This is a genomic window from Collinsella sp. AM18-10, assembly GCF_003471585.1.
GTDB lineage: Bacteria > Actinomycetota > Coriobacteriia > Coriobacteriales > Coriobacteriaceae > Collinsella.
On sequence record NZ_QRJO01000001.1, the window covers coordinates 469,086 to 489,605 of the forward strand.

Consider the following 20,520-nt stretch of genomic DNA (forward strand, 5'->3'; position numbering starts at 1 on the left):
CACGCGGCCATAAAAGTTGCGGTGATATAGTTCCGATTTAAGCGGTTTAACAGCACAAATAGGAACTATATCACCGCAACTGATGGGGCGGGATGGCGGGCACTAGCTGCTGCGTGGTTTTGCTAGTAGCTCACCTGGCAGGGAATGCCGAGGGCTTGGACGCGCGCGGCAATGGCGTCGAGCACCTCGGGCGCCGCTTTAGCAAGGCCGGCGACCGGTGTCTCGCGCGCCACCGTGTAGATGGTCGCTTCTTGCGGGCGAATGCGCTCAAGCGACACGAGCCAGGGGGCAACGTACTCCTCGCCGGTGTTGTCGATGGGCTTGCCCTGATACTCACCGGTCAAAAAGATCGTCTGGATAATAACGTGACCGTCAAAGCTTTCGAACGTCTCAATCTGGTGCTCGACGTCGTAGGGGCCAACAGGCTGGTCGAGCAGCTGGATAAACGCCGGGTCGACGGTATCGAGCTTAAGAATGTTGTCGTCGACCATCATGAGCGCATCGTGTACCTGGGGACGGTCGGCGCGTGTGCCGTTGGAGAGCACGGCGATCTTGGAGTTTGGGGCAAGCTCGTCGCGCAGCGCGACGGCGCCGGCGATGGCCTGCGGAAACTCCGGCGCGGCGGTGGGCTCGCCGTTGCCTGCGAAGGTGATCACATCGGGGAGCTCGCCCTCGGCTGCCATCTCGCGCAGCTTTGCCTCGAGCGCGTCGAGCACCACGGCAGCCGTGTTATACGGCTCGTGGCAGGGGCGCTCGGCATTGAGGCCGTTTTCGCAGTAAATGCAGTCGAACGTGCAGATTTTGCCGCTGGCCGGCATCATGTTGACGCCGAGCGAGAGACCAAGGCGACGGCTGCGAACGGGCCCAAAGATGGGGCTGGCATTCAAAAACGTAGACATAGACATATGCTCCTCAAGACAATTGTGCCTAAGCATAGCATCGGCTCCGAAGCAAGGTGCGGGCTCTTGCTTTACAAGTTTCGTTTTTGCACGTCGCTCATTATGCCGTGCCATGAAAAGCCTCAGGTCGGGTACAGTTAATCTGTTAACAAAGCGTAAAGCAATGCGGGTCTATCCAACCGTACTGACGGGCAACTGGATGGGCATTGACGATGGGAACACAGTATGGATTTTACGGTTGAGAATGCGGGCACCACGATCGCCTGTCGCGAGTATGCCGGCCCGGTTGTATCGTCCGATACGCCCGCCTTGGTGTGCGTGCACGGCGCCTGCGTCGACGGCGTCTTCTTTGACGCCATCGCCCGCGAGCTCGCCTGTGACTACCGCGTCATTGCCTACGATCGCCGCGGTTGCGGCGAGAGCGGCGACGCTGCAGACGGACGCTACGACCTCGCCGCCCAAGCCGCCGACCTGCAGGCCGTTATTGAGCATATCGGCGCTCCGGCAAACGTGCTCGCGCACAGTGCCGGTACGCTGGTGACCCTGGAGCTTCTCCGTGCAAACCCCGCCATAATCTCGCGTGCGATTCTGCATGAACCCGCCGTGACGGATGATGGTGCCGGCCTGGGCGCGGCCCCAGTTTTGCTCGAGATGATCGCCGCGGGAAAGGTCTCCAGGGCATTACGGGCCTTCCTGGGCGCCATCGGCGATTCGGACCCTGAGGCCCCCAAGTTAACCGAGGCAGAAGCCAAGTATGCCCTGCGCAACGGCCGCAGTTTCATGGCGAACGAATACGGGATTACTATGACCTGCGTTCCCGATTGGGATAGCGTTCGCGCGTCAAAAACGGTGGCCGCCGTGCTCCTGGGCGAGCTCTCGATTGGCACGCCCCGCGAGGCTGGCACGCGAGCGGCTGCCGAATATCTCGATTGCCCTCTCGTGACGATCCCGGGCGCGCATAACGGTCTGCGCGATCGCCCGGCAGCGGCTGCCCGGGCTGTCCGTGGCATCCTGGGGCTCTAACACCCGCAATGGCCAAAGCAGGCTTCACCCGCAAACGTTTCGGCCGTGTTAACAAATGTGCTCAAAACCTCACGTCTGCGACTTCAATCGCGCCGCCTGCCAACTCATAAAAATGTAACAGCATTCACGTACTTACCTGCATCGACAAGGTGTTACCCTTGTAGCATTTGGAACCCACCGCTACCATGCGAAACTATCGAAAGGGCCCCATATGCTCAATAATCACGAGGTCAATCTAACCGACGAGGAGGCTGCCGCTGAGGTCGCCCGTGTCGCGAAGACCTACCCCGTGGTGCGTTTGCTGTCGGCCGATCAGATTAAGAGGGAGCCTAACTGCTTGCTCGCCGGCGATCGCTGCCCTTGTCTGCGTCAGTCGAGTCTTGAGGCCTTGGCAGACTCCGATGAGGTGTCGGAGCAGCTGCTCAATGATGGTACTGAGTACCGCGCTCGCCTGCGCCCTCTGAAGGTCGAGGGCGAGCCTCATGTCCTGCTGATGGTGCGTCCGATCGATGAGCAAGAGGCCGCAGAAGAGGACCTTGTCTACACCGACGTGCTGACGAGTGTGCGCAATCGCCGATATTACGAGGAAAAGCTCCGAAGCGTCCGCATGAATGCCGGCGTTGCGATGATCGACCTTGATGATTTTAGGGTCTTCAACGATACCTGTGGCCGTCATGCCGGCGACCTTGCGCTCGGTGCTGTGGCGACAGCCATGCGCAGCGGAATCCGTTCGACTGACGAGCTTGTGCGCTATGGCTGCGACAAGTTTGTGGTTGTCATGCCCAATATTCCCTCCGATGACTTCACCCGTCGCCTGCATCAGGTGTCCGATGCCGTTCGTTCCACGATTATTCCGGGCCATGAGTACGTGAGCTTGACGGCATGTGTTGGTGGTGTTCGCATTCATGGCGAGACGGTCGATGAGGGCGTTGGCCGCGCTGTCCAGTTATTGAGCCGCGCTAAGGCAAAAGCCGGTACGGTCGTGACCGACGCCGATTCCATCGAGGCTTTCCAAAGCGAAAAGCCTTTGGTGCTTATTGTCGATGACTCCGAGATGAACCGAGTCATTCTCAACGAGATGCTCAAGGACGAGTATTGCATCCTCGAGGCCGACAACGGTCGTACGGCACTCGACATGGTCGACCGCTATGGCGATGAGTTGTCGCTCGTGCTGCTGGATATTGTCATGCCGGGCATAAGCGGCTTTGAGGTGCTGGCCGATCTTTCGCGCCGATCGGGCATCGACAATCTGCCTGTCATCATGATTTCGAGTGAAGATTCCGATGATATGGTTCTGCGCGCGTACGAGCTGGGCGCCTCAGACTATATCAACCGCCCGTTTGACTCCCGTATCGTGCGCCGCCGCGTAAACAACACCATCCGCCTGTACGCCAAACAGCGCCGCCTGACGAGCCTGCTGTCCCAGCAGTACAACGAGCGCGTCAAGAACAGTCGCATGCTCATCGACATCATGGCTGGCGTCATGGAGCTTCGCAACGGCGAGAGCGGCAGGCACGTTACGAACATCGAGAAGCTGACCGAGCTGCTGCTTGGCTGTCTGGTCCAGCGTAGCGGCACGATTTTCCTCGACAATGAGGAACGCTCCACGATCGCCCTGGCTTCGGCGCTGCACGATATCGGCAAGATGTCGATTGACGATGCGATTCTCAACAAGCCCGGACGCCTTACGCCCGAGGAATTCGAGATTATGAAGACGCATACCACGATCGGCGCCGATATGCTGCTTGAGCTGGGTAGCCATCACGCCGGCAATGCGCTTATGGAATATGCGTACCAGATTGCGCGTTGGCATCACGAGCGCTGGGACGGCAAGGGTTATCCCGATGGCCTCAAGGGCGACGATATCCCCATCGCCGCGCAGGTGGTTTCGGTGGCCGACGTGTACGATGCACTGACGAGTGTGCGCGTGTACAAGGACGCTATCCCGCACGAGGAGGCAATCCAGATGATCCTGGACGGTAAGTGCGGCACCTTTAACCCGCTGCTGCTCGATTGCCTGCTCGAGGTGCAAGACCAAATTGCCGAGACGTTGGCACGCCCCGCCGACGTCGTCGCGTTTCCCACGATTTAGTTTGACCAAAGGAGTTTTTAATCCATGATTTCCATGCGTGAGGCGTATGAGAAGATCGGCGCTAATTATGACGATGCGTGCGCTCGGCTGATGGGCGAGGAAATGCTTGCCCGCTTTGCCCTCAAGTTTTTGGATGACGAGAGCATGGACAAGCTGGAGGCTGCCATGGCGGCAGGAGACGCCAAGGAAGCGTTTATGGCAGCACACACGCTCAAGGGCGTGAGCCAGAACTTGGGATTCGATAATCTGTACGAGCCGGCGGTTGTGGTGACCGAAGCACTGCGCGGCGCCGATGCCGTTGACGGCGCTCGCGAGGGAATGCATGCGTTGCAGCAGCAATATGCGGCTACGATGTCGGCCTTGCGCGAGGCGGCCGAGTAAGAGCTCGCGAGCTTTGATGACTATGAGAGTGGATAATCTCCCGTTTTAGGCCCGGTGGCGGCCTCAAAGTGGGAGATTATCCACTCTCGTTCGATACGTGTCCAAAAATCCACTCTCACCCCTTCTGATTAGTGAATTGCCTATGCACACTGTCGGGGCTTTCCGCATGCAATCCATATCGTTGTTCGATAAACTGTTCGAATAACGATAGAGTCGATGAGGGTGAGTGTATGTCCAACAGCGTTCAGCGTATGGCCAAGGCGGGCGAAAATATCAGGAAGTTCGGTTTTTGCATGGCAGCCGTTTTTGCAGGGATGCTTGTCGCTTTTGCCGCGTTGGTTGTTTACGTGATCTGGTATGCGGTTACAAACGTTGCTTCTGTCGATTCTTTCGGTGTCGTGACGCTTCTCGATGGCGGGTGCATCGTTATCCCAAGCGGACTGTGCCTGGCGCTCGTCGTGGGTATTTCGCTTGTCGTTTTGTGCGGGATCAGCCGTAACATCTCTCGGGGCGTCTCGCCCTTTACCAAGACGCATGTGCGGCTTATCCGTGTTCTCGCGCTTGCCTTTGCTGTTAACGCCGCGGTTTCGCTTGTTGGTGCCTATGGATCGGTCAATCTCACCATTGGCGGACTGGAGCTTTACATCGTGCCTCATTCCTTTGTTATTGAGATTTGCCAAGGCGCTACCTTTGATGCGGGGTCGTTTATCGGCGCAGTTGTCTGTTTGTTTATCTCGGCGATTTGGAGTTATGCCTCGCTGCTCCAAGAGCAGTCTGACGAGCTTGTGTAGGAGGAAACATGAGCTATCTCATCATCGAGCTTGAGACGCAGCTGCTTAAGACCGGAAAGACCAGTGCTGATCTGATTCGAGCGACGGGGCATACTCCGGCTAATATTTCAAAGCTTAGAAACGGAAAGATAAAAGCTATTCGCCTAAAGACGCTCCTCGATATCTGTGATGAGCTTGATTGTCAACCGGGAGATATTATTCAGCGCGTGAGCGAGAAAGAGCTTGAGGAGCTTATTGTCGAGCGTGCAAAAAACGTTGTGAGGCAGATGCGGGATGGCGGAGGCAATGAGGCATCGCTTCCGACATCAGTCTTTGCTGTCGATTTGAGCGACGAGTAGCTTAAGGCGAACAACTAAAACGAAATATCAGCGTGAAGGGACCCGTGTCTAACACGGGTTCTTTCTTTTAGATTATCTTGACAAATATGAGTTATCGAAAAACAATAACAACTATGGAAAACGATAAAGTAAAGAAGGAACGATATGAGCGGTTTTGCTATCAAGCGGAACGGGAGGCCAATGAACGCATCAACGATAAGGCTATCAAGGGTGTCAAAGCGCTACGGGAAACGGCGCGTTTTGCATGACGTTTCCTTCGAGGTGGATCAGTCTGAGCTTTGCGCCCTTGTTGGTGCAAACGGGGCGGGCAAAAGCACGCTTATTAAAATAGTGCTGGGCCTCTGTGAGCCATCGTCGGGGAGCGTGGAGCTCTTCGGAGGCAAATCAAAAAAAGAGCTTAGCCTGATGCGGACGCGTGTCGGCTATGTACCAGATTCCAGTGGAGCATACCAATCTCTCAGTGCGGTTGAGAATCTTCAAATCCGATGTGCGGAATGGGGGCTTGATGAGAAGCGTGAGATTCCTCGCGTTTTGAGCCTAGTCGGGCTGGATGCCGATGAGAAAAAGAGCGTGAGCAGTTTTTCTCTGGGAATGAAACGGCGGCTGGATATAGCTACAGCTTTGTTGGGTGACACTGATCTGCTTATTTTTGATGAGCCAGCAAACGGGTTGGACCCGCTGGGCATCGAGAGTATATGGGCCCTTATCGGTCGATTGAATCGAGAGCAGGGTAAGACCATGCTCATCTCTAGTCATGATTTGGATGAGCTGGCATCGGTTGCAACAAGCTGCCTGTTTCTTCATGACGGCGAACTGCTGAAAAAGGAATCGATGGACGTCATAAGGGATGAGGCGTCGTCCTTAAAAGAGTATTACAGGCGCTTGATGAAGGCGGTCTCGCTATGAAGCGGGCGATCCATCCCATAAAGGCGGACATGATGCGTTTACACAGGATGTTTCCGGCGCAGTTTTGTCTTGCGCTTATGCTGGCGTTCGGCCTTCTCTTCGGTGTCTTTCTAAAAAGCGGAACAACGTTGCTAGCCTTTGGCAATAGCGTTTGCGGGGAGGATATTGGATTCTTTTGGAATGTAATCGACTCTTCTGCGCCTGATGAGTCCCTTGTGCGCAGTGCTTTTGCCGGCACCTCTCTGTTCGTTCCGCTCATCGTTTGCCTGGCGATTTTACAGGAGCGCGGCTATGAAGAGGGATGCCGAATTTCTTCAGCAAGAGGTCTTGCCCGCTTTAACGGGGTTCTGGCACATGTACTTTCGTCTGCTTTAATAATCGGCGCAGCATATAGTGCGCTTTGCCTTCTTCTGTTTGTAATAGCGATAACACGTGGAGGGCAAAACTATGCGCATAGCATGCTGGCTGCATTTTTGCCCGCAATGATGATTAACGCCGTATTGGTGATATCGATTGCGCTGGAGACGGTGACCATCTATCGGATTACGGGCAGCGCTGTATTGAGCGGGGCTGCGATAGTTATTGGATTTGTCATGAGCTTGACGCTCTACGGAACTTACCTTCAGACGCCCATATCGTCCTTGCGATGGATTTTCCTTCTTCCGGGGCCGTACCTTGGAGTCGGATGTGCCCTTGGGTATAGCGATATGGGGCAGCTGACGCTTTTGGGATATGGCGTGGCAGCCAGTTGTCTATCGGTATTGATTTACGCTCTCTTGAGCTTTCGCGCTGGGGGTGTGCTCAATGGCTCGTCAGATTAAAAGACTTCTCCAGTCAGAATTGAAGCATGTGAGCAAATGGGCGTACGCCTTAATCCTGGTAATTTATGCGTACATGGTGATATTGCAGCTTAATTCTTTCCCGATGTGGTTCTGTAGCCTCCGTGAGAACAGTTTCTTGGGTTTTTTCCCAGACCCGACGCTTCGGCTATCGGCGGAGGATGTCCTTCTATTTGGCAATGCAGAGGTTTTTCGCGGTCTGCTGTTCAACGTAGCCCCGTTGGCCCATGCATTGTTCTTTCCGTTCATCGCGGCTTGCATTGTGCCGCGCTTTGTCAGTTCGGGCTTTGTCGAGGAACCGTGGGGGTTGTCGGAGGCTCGGGGAGGGAAGCGTGTGTGCGCTATCGTTGCGCGAGTGGTGCTATCTTCTTTTGCCCTTTTGGGCGCGTTTGTCCTGTCGAGTGTCGTTTTGTACTGTCTTAACTGCGCAATCGTTTCGGATGCTCAGCAGTATTTCAACCTGTATGTATTTTGCTATCGACTTGTTCTTGCTGCCGCTGCCTGCCTTGCATGCGTGGTTTCTTGCGTAATCGTTGTTTCCTATTTTGGGTCCGGCTTCGGTCCGATTGGCATGCTGTTGCTTGTCAACGTCGTAGCGATCTACATACAGGTCGGGGCCAATTCCATGCTTCCGCTTCCAGCCTCGATGCTCATGTGGATTTGCGGCGTGACCCCGTTGGGGAATGGTCAATGCATCTCGATTTTAATTGACTGCCTCATAAACGTAGCAAGCGTTTTTACCATTTGCTTTACTGTCGACCGATTGCGGTCGAGATTTCTCTGATTGTTTGTGAGGGATAATCATACCGAGCATATCAAATACAGGGGGGCGGGCACCGTGGCTGGTGTCCGCCCCCCCGGCTTAGGAGGCTTTAACCTGAGTGGTTCGCGAGCTAGCGGGCCTGCTTTACCTTGGCCGCTGCTTCGACAAACGACTTCCACAGGTTAAAGTCGGTTTCGAGCGTCTTCCACGTGTACTCGGGATGCCATTGCACGCCCAAGCAGAATGGCTGGCCTTCGACCTCGATGCACTCGGGAACGCCGTCGGTTGCCTTGGCGACCAAACGCGTGCTCTTACCCAGACGATCGACGCAGCAGTGGTGTGCGGAGTTGGTTTGGATCAGCCTGTGCCCGCCAACCGCGCGGTCGAGCAGCGAGCCCGGCACGACCTCGACAGGATGCACAGGGTCGTTGAGCACGTGGGTATGGCGCCACTGCGTGTGGCCCTCGCGCGCGCCCAGGCTCGGCACGTCCATGCACAGGGTGCCGCCGGTGGCGACGTTGAGCAGCTGCGTGCCGCGGCAGGTGGTAAAGAGCGGCTTTTTGGCGCGGAGTACCTCGTCGACCAGCTTAAACTCAAAACTATCGCGGATCTCGCAGCAGAGGGTGGGGTCGTAGGGTCGATCATCGCCCCAGCGTTTGGGGTTGACATCCGGGCCGCCGGGAATAGCGATACCGTCAGCGATATCGACGTAATGGCGGATGACCTCAATATCCTCGGTGATGGACATCTGCAGCGGCAGGCCGCCGGCGGCAAGGATGGCATCGACAAAGACACTTGCGATTTCCTCGTTGGGGGAGAGCGTCTCGCTTAAAAACGGCTTCGCCTCTTCCCAGCGCGGCGCGACGAGGATGAGCGGGCGGTCGGCGGGATCGACGTCGACGTGCGGGGTGTATGACGATGAAGTGCGAGTTCCGATCATGGGTGTTGCTTTCGAGTTTGGATGGTCATGGCGAGCAGATATGGCAATTGGGCTAGTGGCCCTTGATGGAGTTGAGGAAGTCTTGGGCGCGCTTGGTCTGGGGATGGTCGAAGAACTCGTCGGGCGTGCCGGTTTCCACGATCTGGCCGTCGGCCATAAACACGACACGGTCGGCCACGCGGCGGGCAAAGTTCATCTCATGCGTAATGACGATCATCGTCATGCCCTGCTGCGCCAAGCGCACCATGACCTCGAGCACCTCGTTGATCATTTCGGGATCGAGGGCACTTGTGGGCTCATCGAAGAGCATGGCCTTGGGCTGCATGGCGAGAGAACGGGCGATGGCCACGCGCTGCTGCTGGCCGCCCGAAAGCTGTGCGGGCACCTTATCGGCCTGCTCGGCAACGCCTACGCGGCTCAGCAGGTCCATGGCGCGCTCACGAGCCTCCTCCTTGGACACGCCCAGCACGTCGACCGGTCCCAGCATGACGTTCTGCAGCACCGTCATATGTGCGAACAGGTTGAACTGCTGAAACACCATGCCCAACTCGGCGCGCATGCGGGCAAGATCCTTGCCTTCCTGCGGCAGGGGCTCGCCCTCGATGAGGATCTCGCCCGAGTCGATGGTCTCCAAGCGGTTGATGGTTCGGCACATGGTCGACTTGCCCGAGCCCGAGGGGCCGATCACGACGACGACCTCGCCACGGTCGACCGAGAGATTGATGTCGTTGAGGACGTGCAGATTGCCGTAGTGCTTATCGACGTGTCTGAGCTCGATCAGCGGCTGATTGCCGGTGGAAGAGGTGCTCTGTGCCATGGTGCTCGGCTCCTTATGACTCGAAATGGTAAAGCGTTAGCGGATGATGGTCGCGCCGGTCTTGTGCGAAACGTAGACAGCGGCCTTGTTGATCGCGACGTTGATGAGGATGTAGATGACCGCGATCACCAGGTAGACCGACACGAGGGCGTCGTAGTTGGTAATGAGCACGCGGGCGTTTTGCATGAGGTCGGGGTAGCTCACCACGTAGGCGACGGTAGTGTCTTTGACTACGACTACAAGCTGCGAAATCAACGACGGAATGATAAACCGAATAGCCTGCGGCAATACGATTTTAAAGGTGATTTTAGCCTTGGAGAGACCGAGTGCCTGGGCAGCCTCGACCTGGCCGCGCGGCACGGCGTTGACGCCGGCACGGAAGATCTCGGCCAGTACACCGGCTGCGGCGAGCGCGACGGGAAGCGTGAGCATCCAAAACGACGGCAGCGCGATCTTGTACTGGGGCAGCACCAAAAAGAAGAAGTAGATGAACAGCAGGCTCGGCACGCCGCGGAAGAAATCGGTGAGCACGCGGCAGACCAGCTGCAGCGGCTTAATGTCGCTGGTGCGACCGAGCATAAGGGCAAGGCCGAGCACCAGCGCGATGGCGCCGGCGGTGAGTGCGACCTTAACGGTGCCCTCAAAGCCGGCAAGCAAGAACTTCCAGGTGGTGAGGTGCGTAAAGAAATACCAATAGTGAACCGAAAGCTGGCCGGTCACATAAAAGCGCTGCAACACAAGGGCAACGAGTGCGACGACGGCAACCAGCGAGATGGCGGTGCCGATGCGAGTCTTGGCGCGCATCTTGGGGCCGGGAGCCTCGTAGAGCGCATCGCGCATGGTGAGCGCGGGAGAGGAGTGCTTGCTCATCGGAGGATCCTCACCTTCTTATCGATATAGTTGCCAATGTGGCTCACCACAAAGGCCGTGCCCAGGTAGCCGAGCGCCGAGATAAAGAACGCGGCGACGCCGCCGAGCGAGCGCGTGTTGATGTAGCTCACCACGCCGGTAAGCTCTTGCGGCTTAAGCGGCACCTGGCTGCCCAAGGCGGTAGTGAGCATGACGGCGATAAAGAGGTTGGTCATGGGCAATACGCTTGAGCGCAGTGCCTGCGGAATCACGATTTTGGCGAGGATGCGGTTAAAGCCCATGCCGAGCGAGCGGGCGGCTTCGACTTGGCCGACGCCGACGGTGTTGATACCGCTCATAAAGTTCTCGGAGCCAAAGGCCGAGCCCAGCAACACCGTGGCGACGATAACGCAGGTGCGGTAGGGCAGAACGACCTTGAGCGGTGGCAGCGCATAGACGACGATGATAAGCAGCGCGATGCCGGGGATGTTGCGGAAGACTTGGACATACAGGTCGCCAAAGACGCGCAGCGGCTTGAGCGGCGACACGCGCATCACGGTGACGGCGACGGCCAGCACCATGGCGATGGCAAACGACTCAAGCGTCATGCCCCAGGTTGCTAGCAGCGCGTCGATATAGTTCTGGCCATAGAGCGACCAGAGCTCGGAGAGACTCATGCGGACCTCCCGCCGGTAAGGAAAGGGGCTCCCGTGTGTACGGAAGCCCCGACAACTCAGTGAAGAAACAGTTTAGCGCAATAAAGCGCATCGTGCGTTTCCATATGGTTTCGTTGCGGCCGTTACCAGGCTCGTTGCCTAGGCGCCGATCTCGGGCAGCTCGGGAACATTGGTGTCGCCCGTGCGGTCGCCGATGCAGATCTGCCACAGCTCGGTCCAGGTGCCGTCGTCCTCGATCTTCTTAAGGAAGTCGTTGACAAAGGCGACGCCGTCGGAATCGAGCGGCAGGCCGATGCCGTAGGGCTCCTTGTTGCCAAAGGGCTTACCGGCGATCTTGTACTTGCCGGGCTCGCGGACCAGGGCGCTCTGCTGCATGTTGTTGTCGATGACGTAGGCGTCAACGCGACCCTGCTGGAGTGCCTGACGGGCCTCCTCGTCGGTCTTGAACTCCTGCTGGCTGGCCTTGGGAGCGAACTCCTCCAGGATGGCGGGGCCGTTGGAGCCGGACTGGACGGCGACGTTTTTGTCGGCCAGGTCGTCGACGCTCTTGATGTCCTCGTTATCGGCGAGCACCAGGATAGCCTGCTGGGTGTAATAGTAGGGACCGGCAAAGGAGACGAGCTTTTTGCGCTCGTCAGTGATGGTGTAGGTGGCAAAGACGGCGTCGACCTGGCCATTCTGCAGGACGGACTCGCGCGTGTCGGAGGTCACCTGGGTGATCTCGACCTTGTTCTCGCCCAGAATGTAGTTGGACAGGAGCTGTGCGATACCGGCATCGAAGCCGCGGGTCTGACCGTCTTTCTCGTTGAGGAGGGAGAAGAGCGTGGAGGTCTGAACGCCACCGATCTTAAAGACGCCGGCGTCCTTGACGGCCGTGGCCCAGGTGCTGGCGGCGATGGCGTCGTCATCGGCCTTGGGGCCGTTGTCGACGAGCTTGTCGAATGCCTTGGCATCGAGCGTGGTGGAAGCTTCGGTATCTTCGGAGCTCTTGGAGGCGGCGGAGCCCTTGTCGGCCTCGGCGCTGGTGTCGGAGCAGCCGGCAAGACCAAGGCCGGCGACGGTTGCGAAGGTGGCGGCGACAAAGCCGCGGCGGTCGAGAACGACCTGCTGGGAGAGGTTCTTGCTCATGGTAGAACACCTTTCTCAATAAAATCCCTAGCGGTTGAGTAGAGTTATACCCTATCGCGCTCAAATGGGTCAACACGAAATAACTCAGAAACATACTTACCTTATGGGTTATTCTACCTACCAAAAAGGGACAGGCACCTTTGTGGTGGTTCTTGCAGATGTGGTGGCCTGTCTCGCTGCTTTGTCTCAATCTGTAACAGTTAGACGAGGAAATGGGTTCTACCTGTTACAGATCGAGATTTTCTCTTTAGGGGAATTCGAATGTCTCAATCTGTAACATCTGGACGGCCAGAAGGTCTCTATCTGTTACAGATTGAGACAAAGGTCAGGGACTAAGACGTCTTTTCTAGATCTGTAACAGTTAGACGGGAATTCGGGCCATAGATGTTACAGATTGAGATAATTGAGCTGTGAAAACAAAAACCTCCGCATGGGTGCTTTCCTTGCGGAGGTTTTCTTACTCGTTGAGTAGCCTTACGGCTTCGGCCGCCATGTTCTCGACCGTCATGCCGTTCTGAACGAGCAACTCTTTGGGGTCGTAGCGGTCGGGGAAGCCCTTGGCGATGCCGAAGGTGCGCGTGCGCACGGGCGTGCAGGCCAAATAGCACGCGACACGCTCGCCCCAGCCACCGTCCAAGATGCCGTCCTCGAGAGTGACGACAACGCGATGCTCGGCGGCAAGGCTGTCGAGGAACTCACGGTCGAGCTCGGTTGCATAGCGCGGGTTGACAAGCGTGGCCTCGATGCCGTACTCGGCAGCCAAGCGATTTGCCACGTGCTCGCCCAGCTCAAAGAAGTCGCCAAGTGCGAGCACGGCCACGTCGCGGCCCTGGCGCACCACGTTGTAGCGAACGGCGCTGTAGTCGGTGTCTTCGGCAGGCGCCAGGTCGGGGCGGCTTACCAGGCCAATGCCCGGTACACGGATCGCTACGGGATGCTCGCGGTGGTCGAGCGACCAGCTCAGCATGGACAGATATTCCTCCATGCAGGCCGGTGCCAAGTAGTGCATGTTGGGAAGACCGCCCAGCATGGAAATATCAAAGAACGAAAGATGCGTCTCGGATGTGGTGCCAAAGATCGACGCGCCAAATACAAGGGTCGTCGCCGGGGCATCGTTGAGGCACAGGTCGTGCCACAGTTCGTCGTAGGCGCGCTGCAAAAACGTGCCGTACACGCCAAAGACCGGCTTGGCACCGGCGCTGGCGAGCGCGGTGGCAAAGGTGACGGCGTGCTCCTCGGCAATGCCCACATCGACGAACTGTTTGCCGGCGGCAGCGCGAAGCTCGGGTGTAAAGCCCATGATGTAGGGCGTGGCGGCCGTGATGCCCACGACCTGCGGATCGTGCTCGATGGCGGCACTGAGCGCCTCGCCCGTAATGTCGGCATAGGTGCGCGGCGCAGGCTCGCTCGGATGGCCCGGGCAGAGCTTGCGCCCAGTCGCCATGTCAAACGGACCCACGTGGTGCCAGCGCTCGGGGTCGCTCTGGGCCGGCTCAAAGCCCTTGCCCTTGGCGGTGGAGACGTGCAGCACGATGGGATGATCGATATTGCGCAGTTCCTGCAGCACGTCGACTAGGGCCAACACATCGTTACCGGCGTCCAGATAGCGGTAGTCGAGCCCCATCGCGCGGAAAACGTTGCGCTCACAGGTGCCGTTGCTGGCGCGCAGCTCGGCCAGATTGCGATACAGGCCGCCATGGTTCTCGGCAATGGACTGGTCGTTATCGTTGACGATGATGATCAGGTTGCTGTCGAGCTCGGCGGCATTGTTAAAGCCCTCAAACGCCAGACCGCCCGAAAGCGAACCGTCGCCAATGATGGTGATGACGTTGTACGCATCGCCCGCCAGGTCACGAGCGTGCGCCAAGCCGCAGCCCAGGCTCACCGATGTGGAGGTGTGGCCCATGGCGAACAGGTCGTGTTCGGACTCGTCGGGATTGGCAAAGCCAGAGGCCTCGCCGTAGCGTGCCGGGTCGATATAAGTGTACGCGCGCCCAGTCAGCGCCTTGTGGGCATAGGTCTGGTGCGACACGTCAAAGACAATTTTGTCGGTGGGGGAGTTAAACACGCGATGAAGCGCAACCGTAAGCTCAACGACGCCCAGGTTGGGGGCAACGTGTCCGCCGACGGCGGCGGAGCTTTCGAGGATGGCGTGGCGGATCTCGCCGCAGAGCAGCGGAAGCTCGGCGCAATCGAGAGCCTTGACGTCCTCGGGCGTTGTCGTTTGCGTAAGCAGCATCGTTGTGGGTTACTCCATGCGAATCGTGCGCCGGCACTCCCTCGGCCGGCACAATTGCACAAGACAGTCTCGCACATTTTGGCGTTTGATATGTGACGGCGGCGCGGTAATTCGCCAACTGGTGGGGCAAAACGTTTTGTCCGATGCCATACTGATAAGTTCCATGATGATTTTATTCATTGCGTGCAGGCTGTGGCTTGCCGCCGAGCGCCGCCGGAAGGAGGCCGCATGTCCGATACCGTTCGTGCCGAGAAAATCGCGTGCGAAGTAGACCATGCTGCCCGTCAACTGGCACAGGCGGGCCGTCTGGACCTGACGCGCGAGTTTATCCAGCATGGCGATGTGACGGTGTATGCGCATGTGACCTCGGTGGCGCGGGCAAGTCTGTCATTTGCCGAGCGCTTGGGCCGTGCTGGCATTTCGGTCGACCGCGCCTCGCTGCTGCGCGGGGCCCTGCTGCACGATTACTTTCTCTATGACTGGCACGATCCCGACCCAAGCCATCGACTGCATGGCTTTCGGCATCCGTTTTTTGCCCTGGCGCGTGCCGAAGAGGATTTTGAGCTGACGTCGCGCGAGCGGAATATCATCGCGCGCCATATGTTTCCGCTGGTACCGGTGCCGCCGACGTGTCGCGAGGCATGGATTGTGTGCCTGGCGGATAAATGGTGCGCGCTGCGCGAGACGATTGCCGGCCGTCTGCCGCGCAAAGACAGGGCGGACGATGACGTGAGCAGCGAATCGAACGAAAAGAGGAGTGGGTAGACGGTGGGAACCGCGATCGACATGGCATTTGACGGCGCGACGCTTGCCGCCTGTCCGCTCTCGGCGCTGGTACTCTCGTTTGCCTTCTACGGTTTTTGCGGCTGGGTATGGGAGTCGACAGTCTGCGCCATGCTCAACCACGGACGCTTTGCCAACAGCGGCTTTTTGCTAGGGCCGTGTTGTCCCATCTACGGTGCGGGCGGCATTGCGTGCTGGTTGCTGCTGCGTGGAATCCCAGACGCTTCGAACCAGTTTGTCGCTGCCGCGCTCGTATGCAGCGTGATCGAATATAGCGTGGGCGTGCTGTTGGAAAAAACGACGGGTGCCCGGTTTTGGGATTACTCGCATCTGCCGTTTAACCTGCACGGACGCATCTGCCTGTACTGGGCCTGCGCGTTTGGCCTGGGTGCACTGTGCATTTGCCGTTTAGTGGAGCCGGCATTGCTGGGGCTGCTTGGCCATCTGCCGGTGCTGATTGTGCGGCTGTCCGCCTTTATCGTCGCGGTCGCGATGATGGTCGACGCGGTGTGCTCGTTGGCGAGCTGGCGGCGTCTGTCTGATCAGCTGGAGCGCGTCCGGGCCGACCTTGCCGACCGCATCAATGAGTCGCTTGCCGATGCCTCGGACTCAATGCTCGAACGTATTCCCGATTCTACGATTGACTCGGTGGCACAGACGCACATCCGTAGCCGTGCCGTTAACGCGTGGCTGGCCGAGCTGGGTGACGCCGCGCTCGATGCCCTGCGCGAGAAGGCTTCGATGCCGACGTTTATCTCGGATGGTGCTCGCGGCCTGGCGCTCGCTGCCCGCCGCGTTGCCGATGTCGCGCCGAGCATGCCGCGTCCGTCGCTCAGTCGTCGCCTTGCCGGCAAGCGCATGAGCCGTCCGGTGCCGAGTGTGTCGCTCAGCCATCGTGACCTGCGCTTCTTTAACGCCTTCCCGCGTCTGCGCATCAATCGCTACGAGGGCGTCATCCGAGCTACCGACCTCCGCGACCGAGCCCGCGAGCTGTTCCGGCGCTAGCCAGAGCGGAGCCAAGCGCGCCCTTCTCGTTCGCACGTTTCCCGTTCGTTTCGCGCCCGTTGCCGTGCCGTTTCCAAGATTGCGGCACCGTTTCCATTCGACAACGCAGCGTTTAACAACGCCGTATCTGGTCTACACCAGTTGGCCCTCGGCCGCATCATGAGCGCCGACAACGTTCATGCGACCAAGGGGGAGCGAATGTACGATACGGGATCGACAACGTTTATGCTCATCTGCACCATGCTCGTGTTTTTAATGACACCGGGTCTGGCGTTTTTCTATGGCGGCCTGTCCAGGCGCAAAAATGTCATCAACACCATGCTTATGTGCTTTGGCGCCATTGGCCTGGTTGGTGTGCTGTGGATTGTTGCCGGCTGGTCGTTGGCCTACGGTGGCGACGGTTCTAGCCCGTTTATTGGCGGCTTTGACCAGCTGCTGTGCCTGCCGGTGCTCAACCAGGTGCTGCAGGCGGCCGAGGGCAATGCTGCGGATGGTGCCGTCTACCCTCAGATCATCAACATCGCCTTCCAGATGGCGTTTGCCATGATCACCGCCGCTATCGTTACGGGCAGTCTGGCAGGCCGCGTTAAGTTTGGTGCCATGACGGCCTTCCTGGGCATTTGGCTGCTCGTGGTCTATGCGCCGCTCGCCCACATGGTTTGGGGCGGCGATGGTTCCTTTATCGGCGACATCATCGGCGCGCTCGACTTTGCCGGCGGCGACGTGGTACACATTTCGTCCGGTCTCACGGGCCTGATTCTCTGCTTAATGCTCGGCCGTCGTCGCGGCTTTGGCATGATGAGCTACCGTCCGCATAACGTGCCGTTTGTGGCGCTGGGCGCCGGCCTGCTTTGGTTTGGCTGGTTTGGCTTTAACGGCGGCAGCGAGTTTAAGGCCGACGCCGTGGCGGCGCTCGCCATCCTCAACACCGTGACGGCCAGCGCGGCGGGCATGGTCTCGTGGCTTGCCGTCGAGCGCGTGCACACCGGTCGCCCCACGCTGGTGGGTGCCAGCACCGGTCTGGTTGCGGGCCTTGTGGTGGTCACGCCGGGTGCGGGCTTTGTCGAGCCGTGGGCAGCGCTGGTCATGGGCCTGATCGTCTCGCCCGTCTGTTACCTGGCCATCAGCCATCTTAAGACCAAGTTTGGCTACGACGATGCGCTCGACGCGTTCGGTTGCCACGGTATCGGCGGCATCTTGGGCGGTGTGCTCACGGGCCTGTTCTGCGTGCCGGAGCTCTCGTGGACCGGTAAGGGCGGCCTGTTCTACACGGGCGACGTGTCGCTGCTTGTCTCGCAGATCTTAGGCATTGTGGTGACGGTCGTTATTGTGCTGGTGCTCGACTTGGTGATCGCCGCGGTGGTCAAGGCACTGTTCCACGGTAGCCTGCGCGTGGACGAGGCCGACGAGGCACTGGGCTTGGATGCGAGCCAGCACGGTGAGAGCGCCTATCCTTCGTTTAGTGGTCTGGACTAACAGTTTCAAACGTTCTGTCAGACCAACTCTTAAAGAGAGGAATTCACTATGAAGAAGATCACGGCAATCGTTCGTGCTGAGAAGCTCGAGGTTCTTAAAGACGCGCTGTTTGCTGCTGATGTTCGCGGCATGACTATCAACCAGGTGCAGGGCTGCGGCGCACAGCATGGCTGGAAGGAATACGTGCGCGGCAACGAGTTGCTTGTCAACACGATCCCTAAGGTGCAGTTCACCCTTATCTGCGCTGATGAACATGTCGATGGCATTGTCGACATCATCTGCAACGCCGCCCGCACCGGTGCCGTTGGAGACGGCAAGATTTGGGTCGAGCCGGTCGAGGATGTTATCCGCATCCGTACCGGCGAACACGGCCCCGCCGCGGTGTAGAATCGACCGTCTGCCATCCGCAACGTTAAAATGCTGCAATGAGGCACAAGGCTTGCGTTGCGGATGGGCGGATTATGGGTCGCAATAAATATCCCGAGGAGACGGTCGCGAAGATTCTCGACGCGGCACTGGAGCTATTCTGCGCACAGGGTTATGAGGGGACGAGCATTCAAGATATCGTTGACCGTCTCGATGGTATGACCAAGGGCGCTGTCTATCATCACTTCAAGAGCAAAGAAGAGATTTTCAACGCCGCGTTTGATCGGGCGATGACTCCGATTGTTGAGCGCCGCCGCTCGATGCTTGGCGTCGGTAATATGACCGGAGCCCAAAAGCTCAAGCGACTGTACGCTCCCGAGTCCGTTGTTCCACAAATTGAGCTATGGGCACGTATGCGTCCTGCAGCAGATCCGGTAAAAAGCTCGCGCCTACTGGCGATGCAGTACCAGGGCTCATTTGACGAGTCGGCCGATGGCTGTCTCTTGCCAGTGATCGAGGAGGGCATCGCCGACGGCTCCATTGCGTGCGAATGCCCGCGCGAAGCGGCGGAGGCCGTATCGTTGTTGGCGAATCTTTGGCTGCTGCCATTGTTCCGTCCGCTCGAGCCCAAGGAGCGAATGCTCGCTCGCGCACAATGTTTGGCGCAGATGGCTGCCGCGGTGGGGCTCGATTTGGGTAATGAAGTGCTTCAGACAACGGCGCAGATTTGGGACGTATGGGACCGCGCCGGGTGGTAATATAGATACCAACGGTATGTAATTGATTTGTGAGGGTAGCCACGGCTGCCCTTTTCAAGTCATTAAATACATACTAGTGGTATGTATAGGGGGTGGGCTTATGGCTGGGCTGAGAGACGTCGGTGTCTCGTTGAAATCAAAAACAGTGCGGTCAATCAGGCTCGCGGAACTTCTGGTTGCGCAGCTGTGCACGTATTCGATGCTGTCGGCGCTGTGCTTTGCGTATCCACTTTACTTGTTCGATTGCAGTGGATCGTCAACGTTATATGGCGCCGTCGTGGCGACGGCGTTCATACCCGGCGTACTCGCAACTCCGGCTGGTGGGATCTTAGCGGATCGGGGAAGACATCGCGAGGTCCTCGTGGCCCTCGGCATTGCTCTGATGACTGCATCACTGCTGTCTATCCCCATGAAGCGCTCGTTGCCTCTTGCGGTCGTCGTAGTAGCGATACTTTGTGTTCAATATGGTGTTCAATCGCTGCTAAAGCCAATGCTCCAAATTGAGACGGTGCGCATGGCGGGTGAAAAGAAGGTTGAGCGGGCCACTGCATTGGTTTCGCAGGTGACCATGGTGAGCAATATCTTGGGTCCTGTGGTCGGGACGGCAGTCTATGGGTGCTTTGGCATCGATGCTCTTTGCACAACCGCATCGGTGGCGTTTGCGATTTCAGCTCTCTTGTTTGGGGTCGCACTCAAGCAAAATGCCTCATCTGAAACGATGGGAGACGGTGCGACTCGTACGACATACCGAAACGATTTTTGGGAGTCGATTCGGTATCTGTTGCAAAATGCATCATTGGTCGCTGTGATTTTGCTTGCGGCCGTTTTGAACCTTGCGTTGGTTGGGCTAACGATTGGCGCTCCCATTATTGTCAAAAAGCATCTCGGCATGCAATCGTCCTGTGTTGGGATAGTTGAGGTTGCTATGGGCTTGGGTGGTCTTGCCGGCAGTGGCTTGGTCGGCATTTGGCCGCATCGCTTTTCTCTCAATGGCATATGCCGATATATTGCGATGATCTGTTTTGGAGTTGTACCGATTATTGTTACGCTACTGTTCGGCGCAGATGTATGCGTGTTCACCGTGTTTGCGGTTGGTTCGGCATGGATCATGGTGTGGGCAAGCATTGCGTCGGTTGAAATCATCGCGTTTGTTCAGCGGGTAGCGCCGGCTGAGCTCTGCGGAAAAGTGCTTTCGGTCGTTTACATGGTCCTTTCCTGCGCAACACCTATCGGCCAATTGACGTACGGGGTTGCATATGATCGATGGACACCGGCGATTGTATTCGCAGGCATGCTGGCGGTGCTGACGTTGACGACGGCTCTGTTTTATCGGCTGAAAAATCGCTTGCGGCGATTGTCTTAACGTGCTGGGGCACCGTTGCTTTGCGGAAGCGAATGTCCTGGCGCGTTGGAACACCCTTGCATGGGCATGCCTCTCTTTCGTCTAAAA

At 57.9% G+C, this 20,520-nt stretch carries 21 protein-coding genes; 14 read left to right on the plus strand and 7 right to left on the minus strand.

All coding sequences use genetic code 11. The features are described 5' to 3' along the window. Positions 1-122 precede the first annotated feature (122 nt). Positions 123-899 (minus strand): radical SAM protein, encoded by a 777-nt coding sequence (locus tag DW211_RS01905; protein ID WP_118258864.1) that lies wholly within the window; start codon positions 897-899, stop codon positions 123-125. A 225-nt stretch (positions 900-1,124) separates the two neighbouring features. On the opposite strand from DW211_RS01905, the gene DW211_RS01910 reads away from it, so the two are divergent. The 8 genes from DW211_RS01910 (at position 1,125) to DW211_RS01945 (ending at position 8,053) form a co-directional block, all read left to right on the plus strand. Further along, positions 1,125-1,922 carry an alpha/beta fold hydrolase gene (locus DW211_RS01910; protein ID WP_118258866.1) on the plus strand — a complete coding sequence of 266 codons (798 nt, stop codon included), beginning with the start codon at positions 1,125-1,127 and terminating at the stop codon, positions 1,920-1,922. A 211-nt stretch (positions 1,923-2,133) separates the two neighbouring features. Then, the gene (locus DW211_RS01915; protein WP_118258868.1) at positions 2,134-4,014 is read left to right on the plus strand and encodes a diguanylate cyclase; all 1,881 of its coding nucleotides are present in this window, start codon (positions 2,134-2,136) and stop codon (positions 4,012-4,014) included. Between the two features lie 24 nt (positions 4,015-4,038). Beyond that, complete coding sequence (locus tag DW211_RS01920) at positions 4,039-4,395, plus strand: Hpt domain-containing protein (RefSeq protein ID WP_118258870.1); 357 nt, start codon at positions 4,039-4,041, stop codon at positions 4,393-4,395. A gap of 251 nt (positions 4,396-4,646) precedes the next feature. Next, complete coding sequence (locus DW211_RS01925) at positions 4,647-5,186, plus strand: hypothetical protein (protein ID WP_147357229.1); 540 nt, start codon at positions 4,647-4,649, stop codon at positions 5,184-5,186. An 8-nt stretch (positions 5,187-5,194) separates the two neighbouring features. After that, positions 5,195-5,524: a helix-turn-helix transcriptional regulator gene (locus tag DW211_RS01930; RefSeq protein ID WP_089572320.1), complete on the plus strand. Its 330-nt coding sequence runs from the start codon at positions 5,195-5,197 to the stop codon at positions 5,522-5,524. Between the two features lie 144 nt (positions 5,525-5,668). Then, positions 5,669-6,430 carry an ABC transporter ATP-binding protein gene (locus tag DW211_RS01935; RefSeq protein WP_118258873.1) on the plus strand — a complete coding sequence of 254 codons (762 nt, stop codon included), beginning with the start codon at positions 5,669-5,671 and terminating at the stop codon, positions 6,428-6,430. Further along, a complete protein-coding gene (locus DW211_RS01940; RefSeq protein ID WP_118258875.1) occupies positions 6,427-7,251 on the plus strand; it encodes a hypothetical protein in 825 nt (274 codons plus the stop codon). The genes DW211_RS01935 and DW211_RS01940 overlap by 4 nt, the downstream gene beginning before the upstream one ends. Further along, positions 7,235-8,053: a hypothetical protein gene (locus tag DW211_RS01945; protein WP_118258877.1), complete on the plus strand. Its 819-nt coding sequence runs from the start codon at positions 7,235-7,237 to the stop codon at positions 8,051-8,053. Before DW211_RS01940 ends, DW211_RS01945 begins: the two co-directional genes overlap by 17 nt. A 109-nt stretch (positions 8,054-8,162) precedes the next feature. Here DW211_RS01945 and DW211_RS01950 read toward each other — a convergent pair whose 3' ends face one another. The 6 genes from DW211_RS01950 to DW211_RS01975 all read right to left on the minus strand — a co-directional run bounded on the left by DW211_RS01950 (position 8,163) and on the right by DW211_RS01975 (position 14,682). Beyond that, positions 8,163-8,972 (minus strand): gamma-glutamyl-gamma-aminobutyrate hydrolase family protein, encoded by an 810-nt coding sequence (locus DW211_RS01950; protein WP_118258879.1) that lies wholly within the window; start codon positions 8,970-8,972, stop codon positions 8,163-8,165. 52 nt (positions 8,973-9,024) lie between these two features. Further along, entirely contained in the window at positions 9,025-9,789 is a 765-nt protein-coding gene (locus tag DW211_RS01955) for an amino acid ABC transporter ATP-binding protein (protein ID WP_118258881.1), read from the minus strand. Positions 9,790-9,825: 36 nt separating this feature from the next. Next, on the minus strand, positions 9,826-10,659 hold the full coding sequence (locus DW211_RS01960) for an amino acid ABC transporter permease (protein ID WP_118258883.1): 834 nt from the start codon (positions 10,657-10,659) through the stop codon (positions 9,826-9,828). Next, complete coding sequence (locus tag DW211_RS01965) at positions 10,656-11,315, minus strand: amino acid ABC transporter permease (RefSeq protein ID WP_118258885.1); 660 nt, start codon at positions 11,313-11,315, stop codon at positions 10,656-10,658. Before DW211_RS01965 ends, DW211_RS01960 begins: the two co-directional genes overlap by 4 nt. Before the next feature lie 138 nt (positions 11,316-11,453). Continuing rightward, complete coding sequence (locus DW211_RS01970; protein WP_118258887.1) at positions 11,454-12,443, minus strand: glutamate ABC transporter substrate-binding protein; 990 nt, start codon at positions 12,441-12,443, stop codon at positions 11,454-11,456. A 457-nt stretch (positions 12,444-12,900) separates the two neighbouring features. Next, positions 12,901-14,682, minus strand: a complete 1,782-nt coding sequence (locus DW211_RS01975; RefSeq protein ID WP_118258889.1) for a 1-deoxy-D-xylulose-5-phosphate synthase — start codon at positions 14,680-14,682, stop codon at positions 12,901-12,903. Positions 14,683-14,910: 228 nt separating this feature from the next. Here DW211_RS01975 and DW211_RS01980 point away from each other — a divergent pair, with 228 nt between their 5' ends. From DW211_RS01980 to DW211_RS02005, 6 genes are all read left to right on the plus strand, one after another. Then, the gene (locus DW211_RS01980) at positions 14,911-15,447 is read left to right on the plus strand and encodes an HD domain-containing protein (RefSeq protein ID WP_118258891.1); all 537 of its coding nucleotides are present in this window, start codon (positions 14,911-14,913) and stop codon (positions 15,445-15,447) included. A 3-nt stretch (positions 15,448-15,450) separates the two neighbouring features. Next, the gene (locus DW211_RS01985) at positions 15,451-16,470 is read left to right on the plus strand and encodes a putative ABC transporter permease (protein ID WP_233540919.1); all 1,020 of its coding nucleotides are present in this window, start codon (positions 15,451-15,453) and stop codon (positions 16,468-16,470) included. 198 nt (positions 16,471-16,668) lie between these two features. Then, the gene (locus DW211_RS01990) at positions 16,669-17,946 is read left to right on the plus strand and encodes an ammonium transporter (protein ID WP_118258893.1); all 1,278 of its coding nucleotides are present in this window, start codon (positions 16,669-16,671) and stop codon (positions 17,944-17,946) included. 48 nt (positions 17,947-17,994) lie between these two features. Beyond that, positions 17,995-18,333 (plus strand): P-II family nitrogen regulator, encoded by a 339-nt coding sequence (locus DW211_RS01995; RefSeq protein ID WP_117775909.1) that lies wholly within the window; start codon positions 17,995-17,997, stop codon positions 18,331-18,333. 74 nt (positions 18,334-18,407) lie between these two features. After that, entirely contained in the window at positions 18,408-19,070 is a 663-nt protein-coding gene (locus DW211_RS02000; RefSeq protein WP_158568463.1) for a TetR/AcrR family transcriptional regulator, read from the plus strand. A gap of 100 nt (positions 19,071-19,170) precedes the next feature. After that, entirely contained in the window at positions 19,171-20,433 is a 1,263-nt protein-coding gene (locus tag DW211_RS02005; protein ID WP_118258896.1) for an MFS transporter, read from the plus strand. Positions 20,434-20,520: the final 87 nt, after the last annotated feature.

Coding starts and splice junctions, on each gene's coding strand:
- DW211_RS01905 (WP_118258864.1), bottom strand. CDS start 899: ATGTCTACGTTTTTGAATGCCAGCCCCATCTTTGGGCCCGTTCGCAGC.
- DW211_RS01910 (WP_118258866.1), top strand. CDS start 1,125: ATGGATTTTACGGTTGAGAATGCGGGCACCACGATCGCCTGTCGCGAG.
- DW211_RS01915 (WP_118258868.1), top strand. CDS start 2,134: ATGCTCAATAATCACGAGGTCAATCTAACCGACGAGGAGGCTGCCGCT.
- DW211_RS01920 (WP_118258870.1), top strand. CDS start 4,039: ATGATTTCCATGCGTGAGGCGTATGAGAAGATCGGCGCTAATTATGAC.
- DW211_RS01925 (WP_147357229.1), top strand. CDS start 4,647: ATGGCCAAGGCGGGCGAAAATATCAGGAAGTTCGGTTTTTGCATGGCA.
- DW211_RS01930 (WP_089572320.1), top strand. CDS start 5,195: ATGAGCTATCTCATCATCGAGCTTGAGACGCAGCTGCTTAAGACCGGA.
- DW211_RS01935 (WP_118258873.1), top strand. CDS start 5,669: ATGAGCGGTTTTGCTATCAAGCGGAACGGGAGGCCAATGAACGCATCA.
- DW211_RS01940 (WP_118258875.1), top strand. CDS start 6,427: ATGAAGCGGGCGATCCATCCCATAAAGGCGGACATGATGCGTTTACAC.
- DW211_RS01945 (WP_118258877.1), top strand. CDS start 7,235: ATGGCTCGTCAGATTAAAAGACTTCTCCAGTCAGAATTGAAGCATGTG.
- DW211_RS01950 (WP_118258879.1), bottom strand. CDS start 8,972: ATGATCGGAACTCGCACTTCATCGTCATACACCCCGCACGTCGACGTC.
- DW211_RS01955 (WP_118258881.1), bottom strand. CDS start 9,789: ATGGCACAGAGCACCTCTTCCACCGGCAATCAGCCGCTGATCGAGCTC.
- DW211_RS01960 (WP_118258883.1), bottom strand. CDS start 10,659: ATGAGCAAGCACTCCTCTCCCGCGCTCACCATGCGCGATGCGCTCTAC.
- DW211_RS01965 (WP_118258885.1), bottom strand. CDS start 11,315: ATGAGTCTCTCCGAGCTCTGGTCGCTCTATGGCCAGAACTATATCGAC.
- DW211_RS01970 (WP_118258887.1), bottom strand. CDS start 12,443: ATGAGCAAGAACCTCTCCCAGCAGGTCGTTCTCGACCGCCGCGGCTTT.
- DW211_RS01975 (WP_118258889.1), bottom strand. CDS start 14,682: ATGCTGCTTACGCAAACGACAACGCCCGAGGACGTCAAGGCTCTCGAT.
- DW211_RS01980 (WP_118258891.1), top strand. CDS start 14,911: ATGTCCGATACCGTTCGTGCCGAGAAAATCGCGTGCGAAGTAGACCAT.
- DW211_RS01990 (WP_118258893.1), top strand. CDS start 16,669: ATGTACGATACGGGATCGACAACGTTTATGCTCATCTGCACCATGCTC.
- DW211_RS01995 (WP_117775909.1), top strand. CDS start 17,995: ATGAAGAAGATCACGGCAATCGTTCGTGCTGAGAAGCTCGAGGTTCTT.
- DW211_RS02000 (WP_158568463.1), top strand. CDS start 18,408: ATGGGTCGCAATAAATATCCCGAGGAGACGGTCGCGAAGATTCTCGAC.
- DW211_RS02005 (WP_118258896.1), top strand. CDS start 19,171: ATGGCTGGGCTGAGAGACGTCGGTGTCTCGTTGAAATCAAAAACAGTG.